General features: G+C 63.9%; 15 protein-coding genes. 11 read left to right on the top strand and 4 right to left on the bottom strand.

What is annotated here, in order from left to right; translation table 11 throughout:
- Window positions 1-113 precede the first annotated feature (113 nt).
- Window positions 114-746: an FMN-dependent NADH-azoreductase gene (locus tag ACTRWB_RS18080; protein WP_446902737.1), complete on the top strand. Its 633-nt coding sequence runs from the start codon at window positions 114-116 to the stop codon at window positions 744-746.
- 82 nt (window positions 747-828) lie between these two features.
- Here the strand turns inward: ACTRWB_RS18080 and ACTRWB_RS18075 are convergent, their stop codons facing one another.
- Window positions 829-1,446, bottom strand: coding sequence for a LysE family translocator (locus ACTRWB_RS18075; protein ID WP_446902736.1), 618 nt, complete (start codon window positions 1,444-1,446; stop codon window positions 829-831).
- Window positions 1,447-1,513: 67 nt separating this feature from the next.
- On the opposite strand from ACTRWB_RS18075, the gene ACTRWB_RS18070 reads away from it, so the two are divergent.
- From ACTRWB_RS18070 to ACTRWB_RS18055, 4 genes are all read left to right on the top strand, one after another.
- Window positions 1,514-2,437: a LysR family transcriptional regulator gene (locus tag ACTRWB_RS18070; RefSeq protein WP_446902735.1), complete on the top strand. Its 924-nt coding sequence runs from the start codon at window positions 1,514-1,516 to the stop codon at window positions 2,435-2,437.
- A gap of 266 nt (window positions 2,438-2,703) precedes the next feature.
- Window positions 2,704-3,459 carry a pentapeptide repeat-containing protein gene (locus ACTRWB_RS18065; protein WP_412026121.1) on the top strand — a complete coding sequence of 252 codons (756 nt, stop codon included), beginning with the start codon at window positions 2,704-2,706 and terminating at the stop codon, window positions 3,457-3,459.
- A gap of 248 nt (window positions 3,460-3,707) precedes the next feature.
- Window positions 3,708-4,304 (top strand): nucleotidyltransferase domain-containing protein, encoded by a 597-nt coding sequence (locus ACTRWB_RS18060; protein WP_446902734.1) that lies wholly within the window; start codon window positions 3,708-3,710, stop codon window positions 4,302-4,304.
- 107 nt (window positions 4,305-4,411) lie between these two features.
- Window positions 4,412-4,744 (top strand): cupin domain-containing protein, encoded by a 333-nt coding sequence (locus ACTRWB_RS18055; protein ID WP_129517445.1) that lies wholly within the window; start codon window positions 4,412-4,414, stop codon window positions 4,742-4,744.
- Between the two features lie 159 nt (window positions 4,745-4,903).
- Here the strand turns inward: ACTRWB_RS18055 and ACTRWB_RS18050 are convergent, their stop codons facing one another.
- Window positions 4,904-5,203, bottom strand: a complete 300-nt coding sequence (locus ACTRWB_RS18050; RefSeq protein ID WP_048249039.1) for an H-NS histone family protein — start codon at window positions 5,201-5,203, stop codon at window positions 4,904-4,906.
- A 282-nt stretch (window positions 5,204-5,485) separates the two neighbouring features.
- Here ACTRWB_RS18050 and ACTRWB_RS18045 point away from each other — a divergent pair, with 282 nt between their 5' ends.
- The 3 genes from ACTRWB_RS18045 (at window position 5,486) to ACTRWB_RS18035 (ending at window position 7,801) form a co-directional block, all read left to right on the top strand.
- Window positions 5,486-5,974 carry a RidA family protein gene (locus tag ACTRWB_RS18045; RefSeq protein WP_446902733.1) on the top strand — a complete coding sequence of 163 codons (489 nt, stop codon included), beginning with the start codon at window positions 5,486-5,488 and terminating at the stop codon, window positions 5,972-5,974.
- A gap of 95 nt (window positions 5,975-6,069) precedes the next feature.
- On the top strand, window positions 6,070-7,122 hold the full coding sequence (locus tag ACTRWB_RS18040; protein ID WP_446902732.1) for an ankyrin repeat domain-containing protein: 1,053 nt from the start codon (window positions 6,070-6,072) through the stop codon (window positions 7,120-7,122).
- A 427-nt stretch (window positions 7,123-7,549) separates the two neighbouring features.
- Window positions 7,550-7,801: a hypothetical protein gene (locus tag ACTRWB_RS18035; protein ID WP_129517442.1), complete on the top strand. Its 252-nt coding sequence runs from the start codon at window positions 7,550-7,552 to the stop codon at window positions 7,799-7,801.
- A 66-nt stretch (window positions 7,802-7,867) separates the two neighbouring features.
- Here ACTRWB_RS18035 and ACTRWB_RS18030 read toward each other — a convergent pair whose 3' ends face one another.
- A complete protein-coding gene (locus ACTRWB_RS18030; protein ID WP_446902731.1) occupies window positions 7,868-8,980 on the bottom strand; it encodes a histidinol-phosphate transaminase in 1,113 nt (370 codons plus the stop codon).
- Between the two features lie 411 nt (window positions 8,981-9,391).
- On the opposite strand from ACTRWB_RS18030, the gene ACTRWB_RS18025 reads away from it, so the two are divergent.
- The gene (locus ACTRWB_RS18025; protein ID WP_446902730.1) at window positions 9,392-10,477 is read left to right on the top strand and encodes a helix-turn-helix transcriptional regulator; all 1,086 of its coding nucleotides are present in this window, start codon (window positions 9,392-9,394) and stop codon (window positions 10,475-10,477) included.
- Window positions 10,478-10,555: 78 nt separating this feature from the next.
- Here ACTRWB_RS18025 and ACTRWB_RS18020 read toward each other — a convergent pair whose 3' ends face one another.
- Entirely contained in the window at window positions 10,556-12,718 is a 2,163-nt protein-coding gene (locus ACTRWB_RS18020; protein WP_446902729.1) for a glycoside hydrolase family 28 protein, read from the bottom strand.
- A gap of 578 nt (window positions 12,719-13,296) precedes the next feature.
- Here ACTRWB_RS18020 and ACTRWB_RS18015 point away from each other — a divergent pair.
- Together ACTRWB_RS18015 and ACTRWB_RS18010 are read left to right on the top strand one after the other, a co-directional pair.
- A complete protein-coding gene (locus ACTRWB_RS18015) occupies window positions 13,297-14,283 on the top strand; it encodes a TRAP transporter substrate-binding protein (RefSeq protein WP_193102507.1) in 987 nt (328 codons plus the stop codon).
- Complete coding sequence (locus ACTRWB_RS18010) at window positions 14,280-14,852, top strand: TRAP transporter small permease (protein ID WP_446902728.1); 573 nt, start codon at window positions 14,280-14,282, stop codon at window positions 14,850-14,852. Before ACTRWB_RS18015 ends, ACTRWB_RS18010 begins: the two co-directional genes overlap by 4 nt.

The following is a 14,852-nucleotide window of genomic DNA, read 5'->3' as shown; positions in this document are numbered from 1 at the left end:
ATTCAATCAATTAATATCGTTTCCAAATTATAGGCCGACTCGATACGCTGCGAATCGCAGTGGGTGATCGCGCATGTCGCGCGTCGCCGCCACTCTTGGCAAGGACCGGCTCCATGACGCGCGTGCTGTATATCGAAGGCTCACCCAACAAGGACTATTCGGCGTCGATCGACGTGTGCAATGCCTTTCTCGATGCGTACCGGCACGCCCATCCGGACCACGAGATACAGAAGCTCGACATCTGGGATCTGGCGATGCCCGAATTCGACGAAGCGGCGCTGGCCGCGAAATACGCCGGGCTGAGCGGAACGGCGTTGACGCCGGCGCAGGCGGCGGCCTGGCAGCGGATCGAACAGATCGCGGTGCCCTTCCACGCAGCGGACAAGTTCCTGTTCGGCGTGCCGCTGTGGAATTTCAGCATTCCGTACAAACTCAAGCACCTGATCGATGTGATCTCGCAGAAGGATGTGCTGTTCACGTTCGACGGTTCGGGGTTCGCCGGCAAGCTGGCCGGGAAGAAGGCGGCGGTCGTCTATGCGCGTGGGCTCGGCTATCAGGCGCCGGGTTCGTTTACGCCGGCCGGCGAGTTCGATCTTCAGCGTCCGTACATGGAAACCTGGCTGAAGTTCGTGGGCGTGAAAGACGTCACCGGCATTGTCGTCGAGCGGACGTTGTTCGGTCCCGACGGACAGGTCGATCGCAGTCGCGCGATCGACGAAGCCCGCGCGATCGCGCACACGTTCTGACGCTGCCGCGCTTCGCATCGCATGCGGCACGGCAGCGGATCGCGCCCGATGATCGTTTCGAAGCGCGGCCCGGATACGCGCGTCAGCGTCCGCCGCGCGCGATGGCGAGCGCGATGCCGAAGCCCACGAGCAAGCCGCCGAAGGTGCGGTCGATCCAGTGGCGCAGCGACAGCAGGCGATCACGGACGGCCGTGGCGGAGAAACACAGGGCCACCAGGCTGAACCAGCCGGCATGCGCCAGCGCGATGAAGGCGCCGTAGCCGAGCTGCACGATCAACGGTGTGTCGGGCCGCACGGCCTGCATGAACAGGCTGACGATGAACACCGTGGTTTTGGGATTCAGTGCGTTGGTGAAGAAGCCGGTGCGCAGCGCGGCCAGATCGGACAGCGGCGCCGCATGCCTGTCGGCTTGCCCGTCACCGGGCTGGGTCATGAGCATCTTCGCGCCCAGGTAGATCAGGTAGATCGCGCCGATCAGCTTGACGGCATTGAAGAGCCACAGGGATTGGCGGATCAGCAGGCCCACGCCCAGCAGCGTGTAGCTCACATGGACCGTTACGCCCAGCCCGATACCGAGCGCGGTGAGCACGCCCGATCGGCGCGACAGCATCAGGCTGTTGCGCGTGACCATCGCGAAGTCCGGGCCCGGGCTGATGACAGCCAGCAGCGTAATGGTGACTACAACTATCAGCTCCGTCATCGCGTTGTCCTTTCGATTGATGTCGTCATGGCACAATCTTAGGGACCGTATTCCATCGGGAAAAGCGATGATTTCTGACCAGAATGGTGAGATTGACTCACAGTCGATCCGTACGACCCTGCCGTCGCTGATGGCGTTGCGTTGTTTCGAGGCGGCGGCGCGTCACGAGAATTTCAGCCGTGCCGCCGACGAACTGTGCCTGACCCATGGCGCGGTCAGCCGTGCGGTGCGTCTGCTCGAGGATGACCTGGGCGTGGCGCTGTTCCAGCGCCGCAGCCGTCGTGTGTTCCTGACCGATGCGGGCCGCAAGCTGGCCCAGGCTGTCCATGATGGCCTGGGCCTGATGCGCCACGCCGCGCACGCATTGCGCACCGAGGCCGCCCGGGCGCGGCGTTGGGTGCTGTCGTGCGAACCGACGCTGCTGATGCGTTGGCTGATTCCGCGCTGGCCGGACTTCCAGGCCCGGTATGCGGGAGTCGACATCCATCTCGCTGCGGCGGGCGGTCCGTTCTCGTTCGACAGCGGCATCGACATGGCCATCCGCCGCAACGATTTTGCGTGGTCGGCGGGGTATCACGCCGAACCTCTGTTCGCCGAGCGGGTGGGGCCGGTTTGCCGGCCGGACAAAGTCGATGCGTGGTTTTCCGCTCGTCGCGGCGTTCGCTCGTTGAAACCTGACGCGCCGCAATTGCATACGCGGACACGGCCGGACGCGTGGAAGGAGTGGGTGGTGGCGGCGCACCAGCCGAAGGGGAGCGGGCGGCGGCAGACGTTCGACCATTTCTACTTCAGTCTGCAGGCGGCCGTCGCGGGGCTCGGTGTCGCCATCGGCCCGTGGCATCTCGTGCGCGATGACCTCGAAAGCGGTGTGCTGGTCGCGCCGATGGGTTTCGTGGAGGATGGCTCGCACTACTGCTTGCTGACGCCGGCGCCTGTCGCGGCGGGAAGTGCGCAGTCGGAGCTGCTTGCGTGGCTGAAGACGATGGTTTGATAAATCAGGAAGGGTTGGTTCGAAGATCCGGCAAAGGGCGAGGCCAGTGCATCGGCGACGGCCGATTTCGGCTGGCGCCGCCGGGCCGTCTGCCCCGGCCCGGACGACGACGTTCGTCGACATTGCGAAGCCGAGTGCGAGAGCGGTAGAATTCGTGTCGCCGAAAATAGAGTGGCAGGTTGGTATCTCCTGCGCCCCGCGAGGGGTTCTAACCATGCCGCGGCGTCAACCTTGCTTTCACGAGTCAAGGGGGGCGCACTGTGGACATGACGCTGCGCGCCTCCCATCCATGGGGAATTGCACCGATGCGCACACACGTAAAAGATCCGTCGACCGGTAACGGGGCGGTGTTCAGCGACACGAGCTTCAGCCGCGACGAGCTGGCTCGCGTTCTTCAGCAATCCGGTGACGGGCCGACCTTCGAGCGCTGCGACTTCGACGGCCAGGACCTGTCCGACCTTGATTTCCGCGCGGCACGATTCGCGCAGTGCAACTTCGAGCGGACCCGCTTTGAGCACAGCGATCTGACGGGCAGCCGCTGGCTGGGTTGCAAGGGCGCCACGGCAAATTTCCGGTATGCCAATGCGAGTGATGCCCGATTCTGCCGGAGCGATTTGAACAATACCGACTGGACCGGCGCCAAGCTTGCATCGACCGTCTTTACGGAGGTCAGGCTGACGGGAGCCCGTTTCACGGACATCCGGGCGCTGGGGCTCAGCTTCCACGATTCCCTGCTCGTGGGCGCCAATCTCAGCGGGTTGTCGTTCCGGAAGCAGACCCTCGAAGCATTGAATTTCGCCGAAGCGGACCTGTCCGATTGTGACTTTCGCGATGCCGTATTCGAGGGCGGCAGCCTCGGCAATGCGCGCCTGCACAACACGCGGTTCGACGGCGCGGACCTGCGCTCGACAGACTTGACCGGCCTGCGTTTATCCGATGTATTGCTTCATTTCAAAGGGGCGATCCTCTCCGTCGATCAAGCGGTCATGCTGATCGGCAATTGCGGTGTGCGCGTGATGTGAATCTCGTCGGGCACGCGGTCGTGCGGCGCTCGACCGCGGCGGCCGGATGATCGTCTCTGCCCGCATTCTTGAACAAAGCGCTATTCGATGCGAAGTGATGCAGGCATGTTCACGTCCATGAAATCGGCGAGCACGAAGCGTGCGATCAAGAACAGCCAGTCGTCCCCGTGCAATGCGCCCAGCCGCGTGCAGATTCATTGCAATACGCATTGTTCGATGCAGATCATTCCGGCAGGATCAGCACTCAAATGACTATTCCCGACCAAGAGGCATGGAACGCATGGCAACCGGACGTGCTCGCGCAACGGTTGAGCGATATTCATTTGCCATGGTGCGTCGTCGGTGGATGGGCGCTCGATCTTTGGCATGGCGTGCAAACACGCGAACACGGCGATCTGGAATTCACCATTTTACGAGAAGACTTCGACAGATTCCGGCAGGCGTTTGGTGATCTGGAGTTCTATACGGCCCATGCGGGTGTTGTCGAAAAACTGCCGGCAAACCAGCGCACGCCATCCGGCATCATGCAATTCTGGGGATACGATCGCGCTGCCGAACGTTGGCGGATCGATATGATGATCGAGCCGGGAACACCCGAATGGTGGGCCTACAAACGAGACCCGTCGTTCAAGCGGCCGCGTGCCGAAATGGTGATGAGAACCGCCGACGGCATCCCGTTTCTGAATCCCTCCGCGGTACTGCTGTTCAAGGCCCGCGATCGGCGTCCCAAAGACCAGCGAGATTTCGACAATGCATTACCGAAACTGCCGGTTATCGAACGCACGTGGCTGAAAGACTGTCTGGATGTTCTCCACCCTGGCAATGAATGGGCGCGGGTGCTTTGACGGCCAATCGCGTTCGCTTCAATGGCAGCCGTTGGACTAAAGTGAATATTCCCCGGGCATCTTTAAACCGCAGCCCTTTACACGAAGGTCAACGATGAGGTCGAGCCATGCAGCTTCAAACCGGTAATCTGTTCAGTGTGGAAGGGGAGCGCGGCGGCGACGAGCGGATCGATATCCTCGTCACGGGGCAGCGTCTGAATGTCGAGCGGATCGTGTCGATGGGACACGCGAGCCCCGACGGGTTCTGGTATGACGACTCGCGCGCCGAATGGGTCGTGCTGCTGTCGGGGGCGGCCGTGCTCGAGTTCGAAGAGGGTTCGATACGGCATGACATGCGCCCGGGCGACTACGTGCTGATCGAGCCGCATAACCGCCATCGCGTCGCGTGGACGCACGAAGACGAGCAAACCGTGTGGCTTGCTGTTTATTACGAACGCTGAATCACGATTGGCCGGGATGCGACTCGACGCGTAACGGTCGGCCATGCGCCGGATTCGGCAAAACGACATCAACCCGGCGCGGTGTTTGAATACCGCCGGTATCGATGCCCAAATCGCCGGACAACGCGCTGAATTGCGCGCCGGTACGCGTCGAGAATCTTATTCCTGGATCAGGAATCGATTGCGATTCTTCGCATCTTTGATCCATGCGGGCGCGCGACCGCGGCCCGACCAGGTTGCCCCGGACTTCGGATCGCGATACTTCGCCTGCACGGGTGCCGCCGCTTGCTTGGCCGACCGGCCTCGACGTACACCGAAAATGTCCTTTTCGGTAATGCCGAATTCCGCGACCTTGGCGCGGATGTCGTCGACGATCGACTGGAATTCCGCGGCGCGCGCGGCTTCGGCTTTCTCGGCCAAAGCTTCCATTTGGGCTTTCAGTTCCTTGTAAGTCGCCATATATCGCTCGTTGGGGTTGTGTACACACATGATAGCGGTTTAAAGCGGAAATGATGAGGAAATTCTCTTCTACAACGCAATTCGCCATCGATATGGCGTGCAAGACTGTTTCGAACACCTGAAAAGTGCATCGCTTTGGCGAATGCACACATGATTGCCTGCGCACGCGACGCAATCCGGTCGCGTCTCTTTGGTCGTTCGCGGCCGGCTTTCTCTTTCGGGACAAGCGCGGAAGACTCAATTATTCTTTTACTTCTTTCTGACATATCGGGGAATTCACTGATGAACAGGGACGATAAGCTGACACAGGTCGCCGCCGAATTCGGATTCGATCCGGACGAGGAAATCAGGATCGGCGGAAAGTACACGCCGGTTCTGGTCGACGGGAGCACGGCCTACATTGCCGGGCAGATTCCGCGCGTGGGGGAAGTCGTGCGGTTCGTCGGCGTCGTGGGCGAATCCGTTTCGCTGGACGACGGTCGCCGTGCCGCCGGCATATCGGCGCTGCGTGCGCTGTCGCTGGTTCGAAAGCACTGTGGCACGCTCGATGCGATAGCGTCTGTTCCCCGCATGACCGTTTACGTGCGGAGCGCCCCCGACTTCACGATGCAAAGCGAAGTGGCCGACGGCGCATCCGATGTGCTGTATGTGGTGCTCGGCGATGCGGGCGTTCATACGCGTTCGTCCGTCGGCGTGCTGCAATTGCCCAAGGGTGCGTCGGTGGAAGCGGATTTCATTTTCGGATTGCAGCGTGGCAATGCCGGCAGCTGATTTTTCGCGAGCCGGATCTCGCGTGCGGGCCGCTTCGCAAAACAGTCAGACAACCGGCGCATGATGCGCATTTCTGCAATGGCAGGAGGCCTGCAATGCCGAAAGCAAAAAAGAAACTGCTGCCGAAGGACTTTGAAACATTGCTCGACGAAGGTGATGTCGCGAAGCTGCAGGCAGTGTTCGATACCTGCGACGTGAACGCGCGCGGCGGGCCGAGCAAGCGGACCGCGCTGTCGTTCGACCGTTGCCCCGATGATCTCGCGCGCTGGCTTGTTGCGCAGGGCGCTGATATCGGCGCGGCCGACGCGTACGGCAACACGGCGCTGCACGCGCGCGCCCGAAGCCGCCGCGGCCGCTTCGACGTGCTGCTCGAACTCGGCGCGGATGTTCACGATGACGGCGCGTCGATCGGCACCGCGCTGCACGCCGCGGCCGACTCGCGCAATGCGTTGTCCGCACGCGTGCTGCTCGAGCACGGCGCGCGCGTCGACGCGTTGAACCGCGACGGGCAGACGCCGCTCGAGCGTGCGCTGCGCACCTGCGGCAATGCGGATCTGGAGCACATGGTGGCGCTCGCCGACGTGCTGCTCGACGCCGGCGCGGCGAAGACGCCGCGCATGCAAACCAGCGTCACGGAGATCGGCGAGCGTTTCGAGTTCATGCGCGAGCGCTTCAACCCGGAATCCGTCGACGCGGCCAGTGCCGCGCTGGACCGGCTCTATGCGCTGTTCGATGTGCCGCCGGTGCCGCGCCGTCAACTGCACGACGGCCGGGCGCCGATCGTCGTCGGGGCCGGCTCGTGGCAGGAGCAGCATCAGGCACTGTGGAAGCAACTGGTGCCGGGAACCGGGCATGCGGCGACGGTGCAGGGCGAACTCATCCGGATCTCGGGCCGCATCGCACATGAGCTCGACCACAACGGAGGCTGCAACTGGGATGCGGACTTCCGCAAGATGGCCGATGCGTTCGCGGCATTCGTGCGCACCGGCACGTCGCTGCCGGCGGCCGATTTGTCAGACGTGGAAGCGGTCGTGCAGGACGTGAAGCGTCAGTCGGGAGACCCGGCGCAACTGTGTCGCTTGGCCGTCGCGTGGGTGCGCCTGAACCCCGATCCCCTCGAACTCGCGCCGCCGTCCTACCGGCGATAGCAACGCGCCGTCACGCACGGCGGGATACGTGATCGTGCACAACGCCCGTGCGTGCGGCAAATCCGCATTGCCGATTTGCATGACCGCCGTGCACCGGCGGCAGGTCGTTCAAGTCATTCATCCAGCTCCGCCGTAATTTCCCGAAACCGCCGCTGCGCCAATATCGACCGGCATCCCCACTTTGGGAGATGCGATCGCCGTGCGGTACGCCTACGATGGACAACAGGGCATCGGGGACCGGATGTCACGAGAACAAGCGGACAGGCCTGCCATTCCGCGTCGAATTCTTCAAACGCCCGCGCGGTTTACTGACACAGCGTCTGCGTACGATGACGCTCAACGTGTGTGGTGGGTCGTTTGCATCGCGGCACGATGGCGCGTTGATGACGGAAGGCCTGACGTCGCATTTCGGGGAATTTCAATCAATATGCTGGCACGAGACTATGTGGAACGAGAGCTCTCTCACATCCAGAGAATGGTGGCTCTCCTGGCAAGCGAGACGCTTGCCGACGACGTGTCGATGTCGGGCGCGGGGCGCGTGAGGCACCCGAGCTACTGGCGTGGGCGAATCGAGGAACTGCTGTCGGCGCCCGATGTGCCGCACCACGTCAGAAAGCTCAGCGAAGCCGTGCTCGCGAAGATCGACGAGATGGAATCGCGGTTTGCGGCGATGAAGTAAGTGCATCGTCGGACAATGCACTGAAACGCACGCCCTCCATCGCGTCGTCGATCGCATGCCCGTTGCTCACTCGAGCGCCATCACGGCAAGCAGGGCCGCACGAAACGCGGCCATCTCCGCAGCGGTACCGACGGACACGCGCAGGTATTCCGGCGGGCCCGACTCGCGAATCAGGACCCCGTGGCGCAGGAGTCCGCTCCATATCCGGTGGCGATCCGCAAACTTGCCGAACATCACGAAATTGGCATCGGAATCGGCCACCGCGAGCCCGTGGTCACGCAGCCAGCCGACGATCGAATCGCGCTCGGCCTTGATCGCCTCCACTTGCGACAGCATCTCGTCACGGGCAACCAGCGCCGCGCAGGCAGCCGCCTGGGTAAAAGCGGACAGGTGGTAGGGCAGGCGAACCAGCTTCAGCGCGTCGACGATCGCAGGCGCGCATGCGCAATAGCCGACACGGCCACCGGCGAATTTGAACGCCTTGCTCAACGTGCGGGTGACGACGAGCCGTGGATGGTCCGGCAGCAGCGTCACCGCGCTGCGGACCCCGTGGCGCCGGAACTCCGCATACGCTTCGTCGACGACCACCACGCCCGGCGCGACGTCGAGTATCGCGTGGATCGTGTCGACCGGAAGCGCGGTCCCGGTCGGGTTGTTCGGCGACGTCAGCAGGATCACGTTCGGCTGGTGCGCGCGGATGCTGTCGATCGCCTGATTCAGGTCCAGCGCGAAATCGTCGGTGCGCGGCAGCGTATGCAGGCGCGTGAAGGTCGTCCGGCAGTATTCGTCATACATGGGATACGCGGGCGTAAAGGCCAGCGCCGATCGCCCCGGGCCGCCGAATGCCTGGAGAATCTGCTGGATCACTTCATTCGAGCCGTTGGCTGCCCAGACGCGCGACGCGTCGAGCGTCACGCCGGTGTCGTGCGTCAGATAAGCAGCCAGATGCGCACGCAGCTCGGCAAAGTCGCGGTCGGGATAACGGTTCGCCGCGCGCGCCGCATCGGCCACCGCGGCCGCGATGCGCTCGACGAGTGCCGGCGATGGCGGATACGGATTCTCGTTGACGTTCAGGCATACCGGCACATCGAGCTGCGGCGCCCCGTACGCGTGCTGCAACTTGAGGTCCTCCCGGAGCGGCAAATCCGACAAGGCGACTTCTTTCCAGGGTTGTTGCATTTAAAACACTCCGTACGTTATCGATCGATCCGCGCAGCGGGTTTTTAAGGCGGCAAAAAACAAAAAAGGCGCCGGAGGCGCCTTGGTCGTTGTCTTGATCGGGAAAGACCCGATTCAATCTCTAGATGCGAAACGAACCACGGCGCAACAGCGGGCGACCGTGATGATGGTGCAGCGAGGGCGTGGCGTTTCGAATCGTCATGCGCTGCATCATGGCATACCCTGATCCGGATGAAAAGCCGCCCACGCGATACGCGCCGACCGAATGTGGCCATTACGTCTGACGAGAAACGGTAACAAACGTGGTATTTCGATCAAACGCAGACGGGTAATTTGAACGATGCCGCCGATTGAGTAAGATTCGCCAAAGACGTTCGACAAAAACGCACGGCGCGGGGTGGCCAGATGCAAATGAACGGTTTGATTCCATCGGCGTGGGTCGATGACCTCTACGCCGCGGCACTCGGCGATCAACGGTGGGACACGGTGCTGGACGGGCTGCGATCGTCGGTCGGCGTGCGCATGGTCACGCTGCTGTCGTTCGACGAAGCGGCGAGGGTGCCGGCGATCGAGCAGGCGGCGGGCGACGATCCGTCCTGGGTTGCCGCGTGTTACCGCACCTACAACACCGAGTTCTACCGGTACGACCCGGTCGTGCCGATCGCCGGCAACTGGCCGGCAGGCCGCTGGTTCGAAGACGTCAAGCACTTGTCTCGGCAAGAGCGCGCGCACAGCGTGTTCTATCAGGAATTCCTGCACCCATACGGGCTCGGCAGCATCTCGGGCCTGTATATCCATCGCGGCGAGGGCACCGGCGCATTCCTCAGTGTCCAGAGCGGCCCCGAATCGCAAGGCCTTTCCGACGATCAGCGCCGCACCATCGAAATCATGGGGACGCATATCAGCCGCGCGCTGCGGATCCAGGCACGCATCGGGGAACTCGAGGCGCGCGTGGCCGCCGCGGAATCGGCGCTCGATGCGATTCCGGTGCCGGTGTTCCTGCTCGGCGAGCAACGCGAGCTGCGCTATACGAATCGCGCGGCCGATCAACTGATCGCGGCGGAACCGGCGATGCGGATCCTGAACGGACGTTTCGCGCCGGAAGGCTGCATCGACGATGCGCAGTGGCGGCACGCATTCGCGCGCGGCGGGTTGTTGCTGCGGCGTGCGACGGGCGAACCGTTGCCGCTTGCGCTGATGCCGATTCCCGGACAGTCGCGCCTCGCGCGCGAACGCTCCGGCGTCGCGGCGTTGATGACGGCCGCCGACCTGCGGTCGCCGTCGGCCCGCGCGCAGCGGCTGCGCGTGTTCTACGGCCTGTCGTCGGCGGAAGCCGATCTCGCCGTGCTGCTGTGCTGCGACGGGCTGTCGCCGCAGGAATGCGCGGCGCTGCGCGGCGTGTCGATCGGCACGGTCCGCACGCAGATCAAGTCGATCTATGCGAAGACGGAAGTGGCGCGTGCGTCGCAACTGACGTCGCTGGTCATGCAGACGTGACGGCGCGGCAAGCGCAGGACATCCGCAACGGGTTTCCCGCGCGAACGCGGGAAACCCGAGGCGCCGATCGTCTGATCGTTACAGCGACGGCGCCCACGTCGAACCGAACGGGTTCGACTGGTCGATGCCCGGGAAGTCGACGAACGCCTTGCTGCAGTCGAGCACGCTGGCCGGATCGATCGTATGGGTCGCGGTGCCGTTGACGACGACACGGTTCGCGGTCGACGGGAACACCGGCAGGTTCACGTTGTGCAGCGTGAGGTTCGCGTCGGACGCGATCGTCGAGATGCCGTCAGGCGTGTCGGCCACCACGTCGCTCAGCGACATCACGAGCGGGAACGCGGGCTCGCCGTAGCCGCCGGTGTTCGCTTCGAACCCCTGCAGCTTCACGCCGGCCGCACCCTCGATCACGACGTTCGCGAGCGAGATGTCGTGGAAGTTCGGATACAGCGGGCCGCTCGCCGGCACGGCCTTCGTGCTGTAGTAAGGCGTGAACAGCAGCGCGTTCTTCGCATCGCGGATGCAGATGTTCGAGTAGCGGATGTTGCTCACTTCGCCGCCGCGCGCATAGTCGGACTTGATCCGCAACCCTTCCTCGGAATCCTGGAACGAATTGTCGTAGACCTGAACGTTCGTCACGCCGCCGTTGGTCTCACTGCCGATCGAGATGCCGTGCCCCCAGTAGATGTGGTTGTGCGCGATCACGACGCCCCATTTGCGATCGGCGCGCACGTCGCGATTGCCGTCGATGCCGAACAGCGCCGAACCGGCGGGCGCCGGGTTGTTGCTGCCCTTGAGCGCGATGTCGTCGTCGCCGGTGCTCACGTAGTTGTACGCGAACACGAAGTTCTTCAGGTAGCCGTCGAACGAGATCGCACCGGTGGAGTTCGTCGTGCTGCCCGTCGACAGCACTGCCGACGTGGGCTTCGACGCGGAGCCCGGGTCGAACGCGTCGGTGTTCTTCACATTGTCCGCGTTGAACGTCTGCCCGTTGTACAGCGGGTTGCCGTTGCCGGCCGGGTTCGCGAACGCGGCGAGCGTCGGCGTCTGCACCTTCACGTTCCAGATCGTCAGTCCGTCGACGCCGCTCGGCACTACGTGGAAATTCGGGCTGTTGTTCAGCGTGATGCGGTACAGCGTGAGGTTCTTCGCGTAGTTGAACACCATCAGCCGGAAATTCGACTGCGACGCGACGCCCGTCGTGCCGTTCTGCACCATGTTGCCGAGATACGCGAGATCCCACCATGTCATGTTGCGCACCGGCGATTTCGAATCGACGACGGTGCCGCCGTCGTCGCACGCGGTGCCGTCCGGCGCCACGGTGCCGCCCTTGTACGCCGCGTAGGTATTCGAGCAGGTCAGGTCGACCTTCATCAGCGGATATTTCGCATCGGACGTCACCAGCTCCGCGTAGCCGCGCCCGTCGATCCGGCCGTCGCCGACCACCGCCGCGTTGACGAGGTTCGTGCCGGTGATCAGCGCGGCGCAGTTCGACGAGCTGCCGGCCTTCGTCGCGCTGACCGCCGTGTTGCCGCAATACGGCCCGGCGACGTTCGGCGAATATGCCTTCACGTCGCGCGACGCGTACAGCGTGACGCCCTTGTCGATCCACAGCGTCACGCCGGACGGCAGCGTCAGCGGCCCGCTGATGAAGCTGTTGCCGGCCCCCGCGTGATTGACGACGAGACGCACCGCGAACTTGCTCGCACGGTATTTGGGTTTCGCGAGTTCCTCGCCGGACGCGCCGGCGATATTGACGTTCGGTGCGGCGGCCGCCTTTTGTGCGGCGGTGGCCGAGGCGTCCGCGGCCGCGATCGTCGCGCCGACCTCGGCGTCCACCGCTGCGCCGCACGCGTCGAGCGCGGCCTGGATGCGCGCCTGGTCGGGGTTGGCCGTGGCGGGCGACACGGCCTTGCCGACACCCGCCATCGACGGGTCGGCCTCCGGCGGCAGCGAGCCGTCGGGGCGGCTCACGAGCGTATTGCCGGCTTCGAGCGTGCTGCAGACCTGCGTATCGGCAGGCAGCGCGGGTTCGGCCGGCAGGTTCGCATCGACGGTCGTCGTGCCGACCTGGAATACGCTGGTGGCGGGCGGTGCGGTGGAAGCCACACCGCCGCCGCTGGGGCTGGGGCTGGGGTCGTCGCCGCCGCATGCGCTCAGCGCGGCCGCTGTCGCGAGCAACGCCGCGAGCAGGCCGAGCACGCGCGGGCGCACGTTCGGCCGGGAAATGAGGGATGTCATGACGAATATCTCCTGATGAAGCATCGGTTGTGGGCGATGCCGGGTCGGTATCGGATCGGTCGCGCAGGGCGAGTCATCGCGGCGGGCGCGGCTTGACCGTGCTGCCGGCAAAGCGTGGAGCAGATGGGCGCGGGCCTCCGGCCCGGATCGTCGGGGAGGGCGCCACGGGCGCGATCGCGCCGCGCGCGATGCGTGGCCGGCGCGTGCTCGTGGCATCGCGGCGGCATGTCCGTTTTGTGGTCAGTCATCCTATAACGCTATCAAGCGAAGCGGAAGATTGCCTGTTGGCGTGACGAAACAGCCGTGCCGGGTGCCCGATTCGAATGCGCACCCATTTCCGGAAAACGTTTCGCTAAAAATCACCAGAACAGAGAAAACGATTCCTCGAAATACACCGAAAGCCCGTGATGGCAGTGGTTATAGGGGTATGCACCAAGTGAGTTAAACGATTAACCGACGTACATTCGCGTCAACACGTCATACGACGTATGACTCTGCGGTTAGCGAGCATGGCGCGGAAGCCTGCGCATGCCGGCGGATCGCCACACAACAACGATCGACCATCAAGGAGACTCACCATGAAGCACCGATTCACCGGCTCCCGTACCGCCCTGGCCGTCGCGCTGATGGCCGGCTTCGCGATGTCCGCCCAGGCGCGGGTGTTCCGCTCGGCGGACGTGCATGGCGACAACTTCCCGACCAACATGGCGGTGAAGTTCATGGGCGACGAGCTGTCGAAGCAGACGGGCGGCAAGGATTCGATCAAGGTGTTCGGCAACAGCGCGCTCGGCTCCGAGAAGGACACGGTCGACCAGGTCCGGATCGGCGCGATCGACATGGCGCGCGTGAACGGCGCGTCGTTCAACGAGATCGTGCCGGAATCGCTGATCCCGTCGTTCCCGTTCCTGTTCCGCGACGTCGACCATTTCCGCAAGGCGATGTACGGCCCGGCCGGCCAGAAGATCCTCGATGCGTTCACGGCGAAGGGGATGATCGCGCTGACGTTCTACGAGAGCGGCGCGCGCTCGATCTACGCGAAGCGCCCGGTGCGCTCGCCGGCCGACATGAAGGGGCTGAAGGTGCGCGTGCAACCGTCGGACCTGATGGTCGACGAGATCAAGGCGATGGGCGGCACGCCGACGCCGATGCCGTTCGCCGAGGTGTACACGGGCCTGAAGACGGGCCTCGTCGACGCGGCGGAAAACAACATGCCGTCGTACGAGGAAACGAAGCACTACGAAGTGGCGCCCGACTACTCGGAAACGCAGCACGCGATGACGCCTGAAGTGCTGGTGTTCTCGAAGAAGATCTGGGACACGCTGTCGCCGCAGGAGCAAGCGGCGATCAAGAAGGCGGCGGCCGATTCGGTGCCGTACTACCAGAAGCTGTGGACGGCGCGCGAGGCGTCCGCGCAGCAGGCGGTGACGAAGGGCGGCGCGAAGATCCTGCCGGCCGCGCAGATCGATCGCGCGGCGTTCGTGAAGGCGATGCAGCCGTTGTGGACGAAGTACGAGAAGACGCCGCAGATGAAGCAGATCGTCGACGAGATCGAGGCGACCAAGTGACGCGTCGCACTTCCCTGAACAGCGCGGCGGCCGTGGGTTCGTCGGCCGCCGCCCCGGACGGCGCGACGCCGGCGCGGCCGCACGCCGCGCCGTTTCTGCGTTGCGTAAACGACGTGCTGTTCCGCGTGCTGGCCGTGATCGCATCGCTCTGTCTCGCGGTGCTTACGGTGCTGGTGTTCTACGCGGTCGTGATGCGTTACGTGTTCGAGAACGCGCCGGATTTCGTGGAGCCGATCGCGCTGCTGCTCGTGATCGTGATTGCGATGTTCGGCGCGGCGATGAAGGTGCGCGACGGCGGCCATATCGGCCTCGATTCGCTCGTGCGCCGGCTGCCGCCGAAGGCGAGCACCGTGGTCGTCGCGATCCAGCACCTGAGCCTGATCGCGTTCGCGATCATGATCATGGTCGGCTGCGGCAGCATGGCCGCCGAGACGATGGGCGACCGCATTCCGATCATCGGGCTGCCCGAAGGCGTGCGCTACCTGATCGCGATGCCCGCGGCGATCGCGATCGTCCTCTTCTCGCTCGAGCACCTGCTCGCGCTTCGTCGTCCCTCGTCGAGACAATAA

This window comes from Burkholderia sp. YIM B11467 (genome assembly GCF_052952715.1).
The sequence above is the reverse complement of the archived record's forward strand: the minus strand, read 5'-3'. Positions and strand labels throughout refer to the sequence as shown.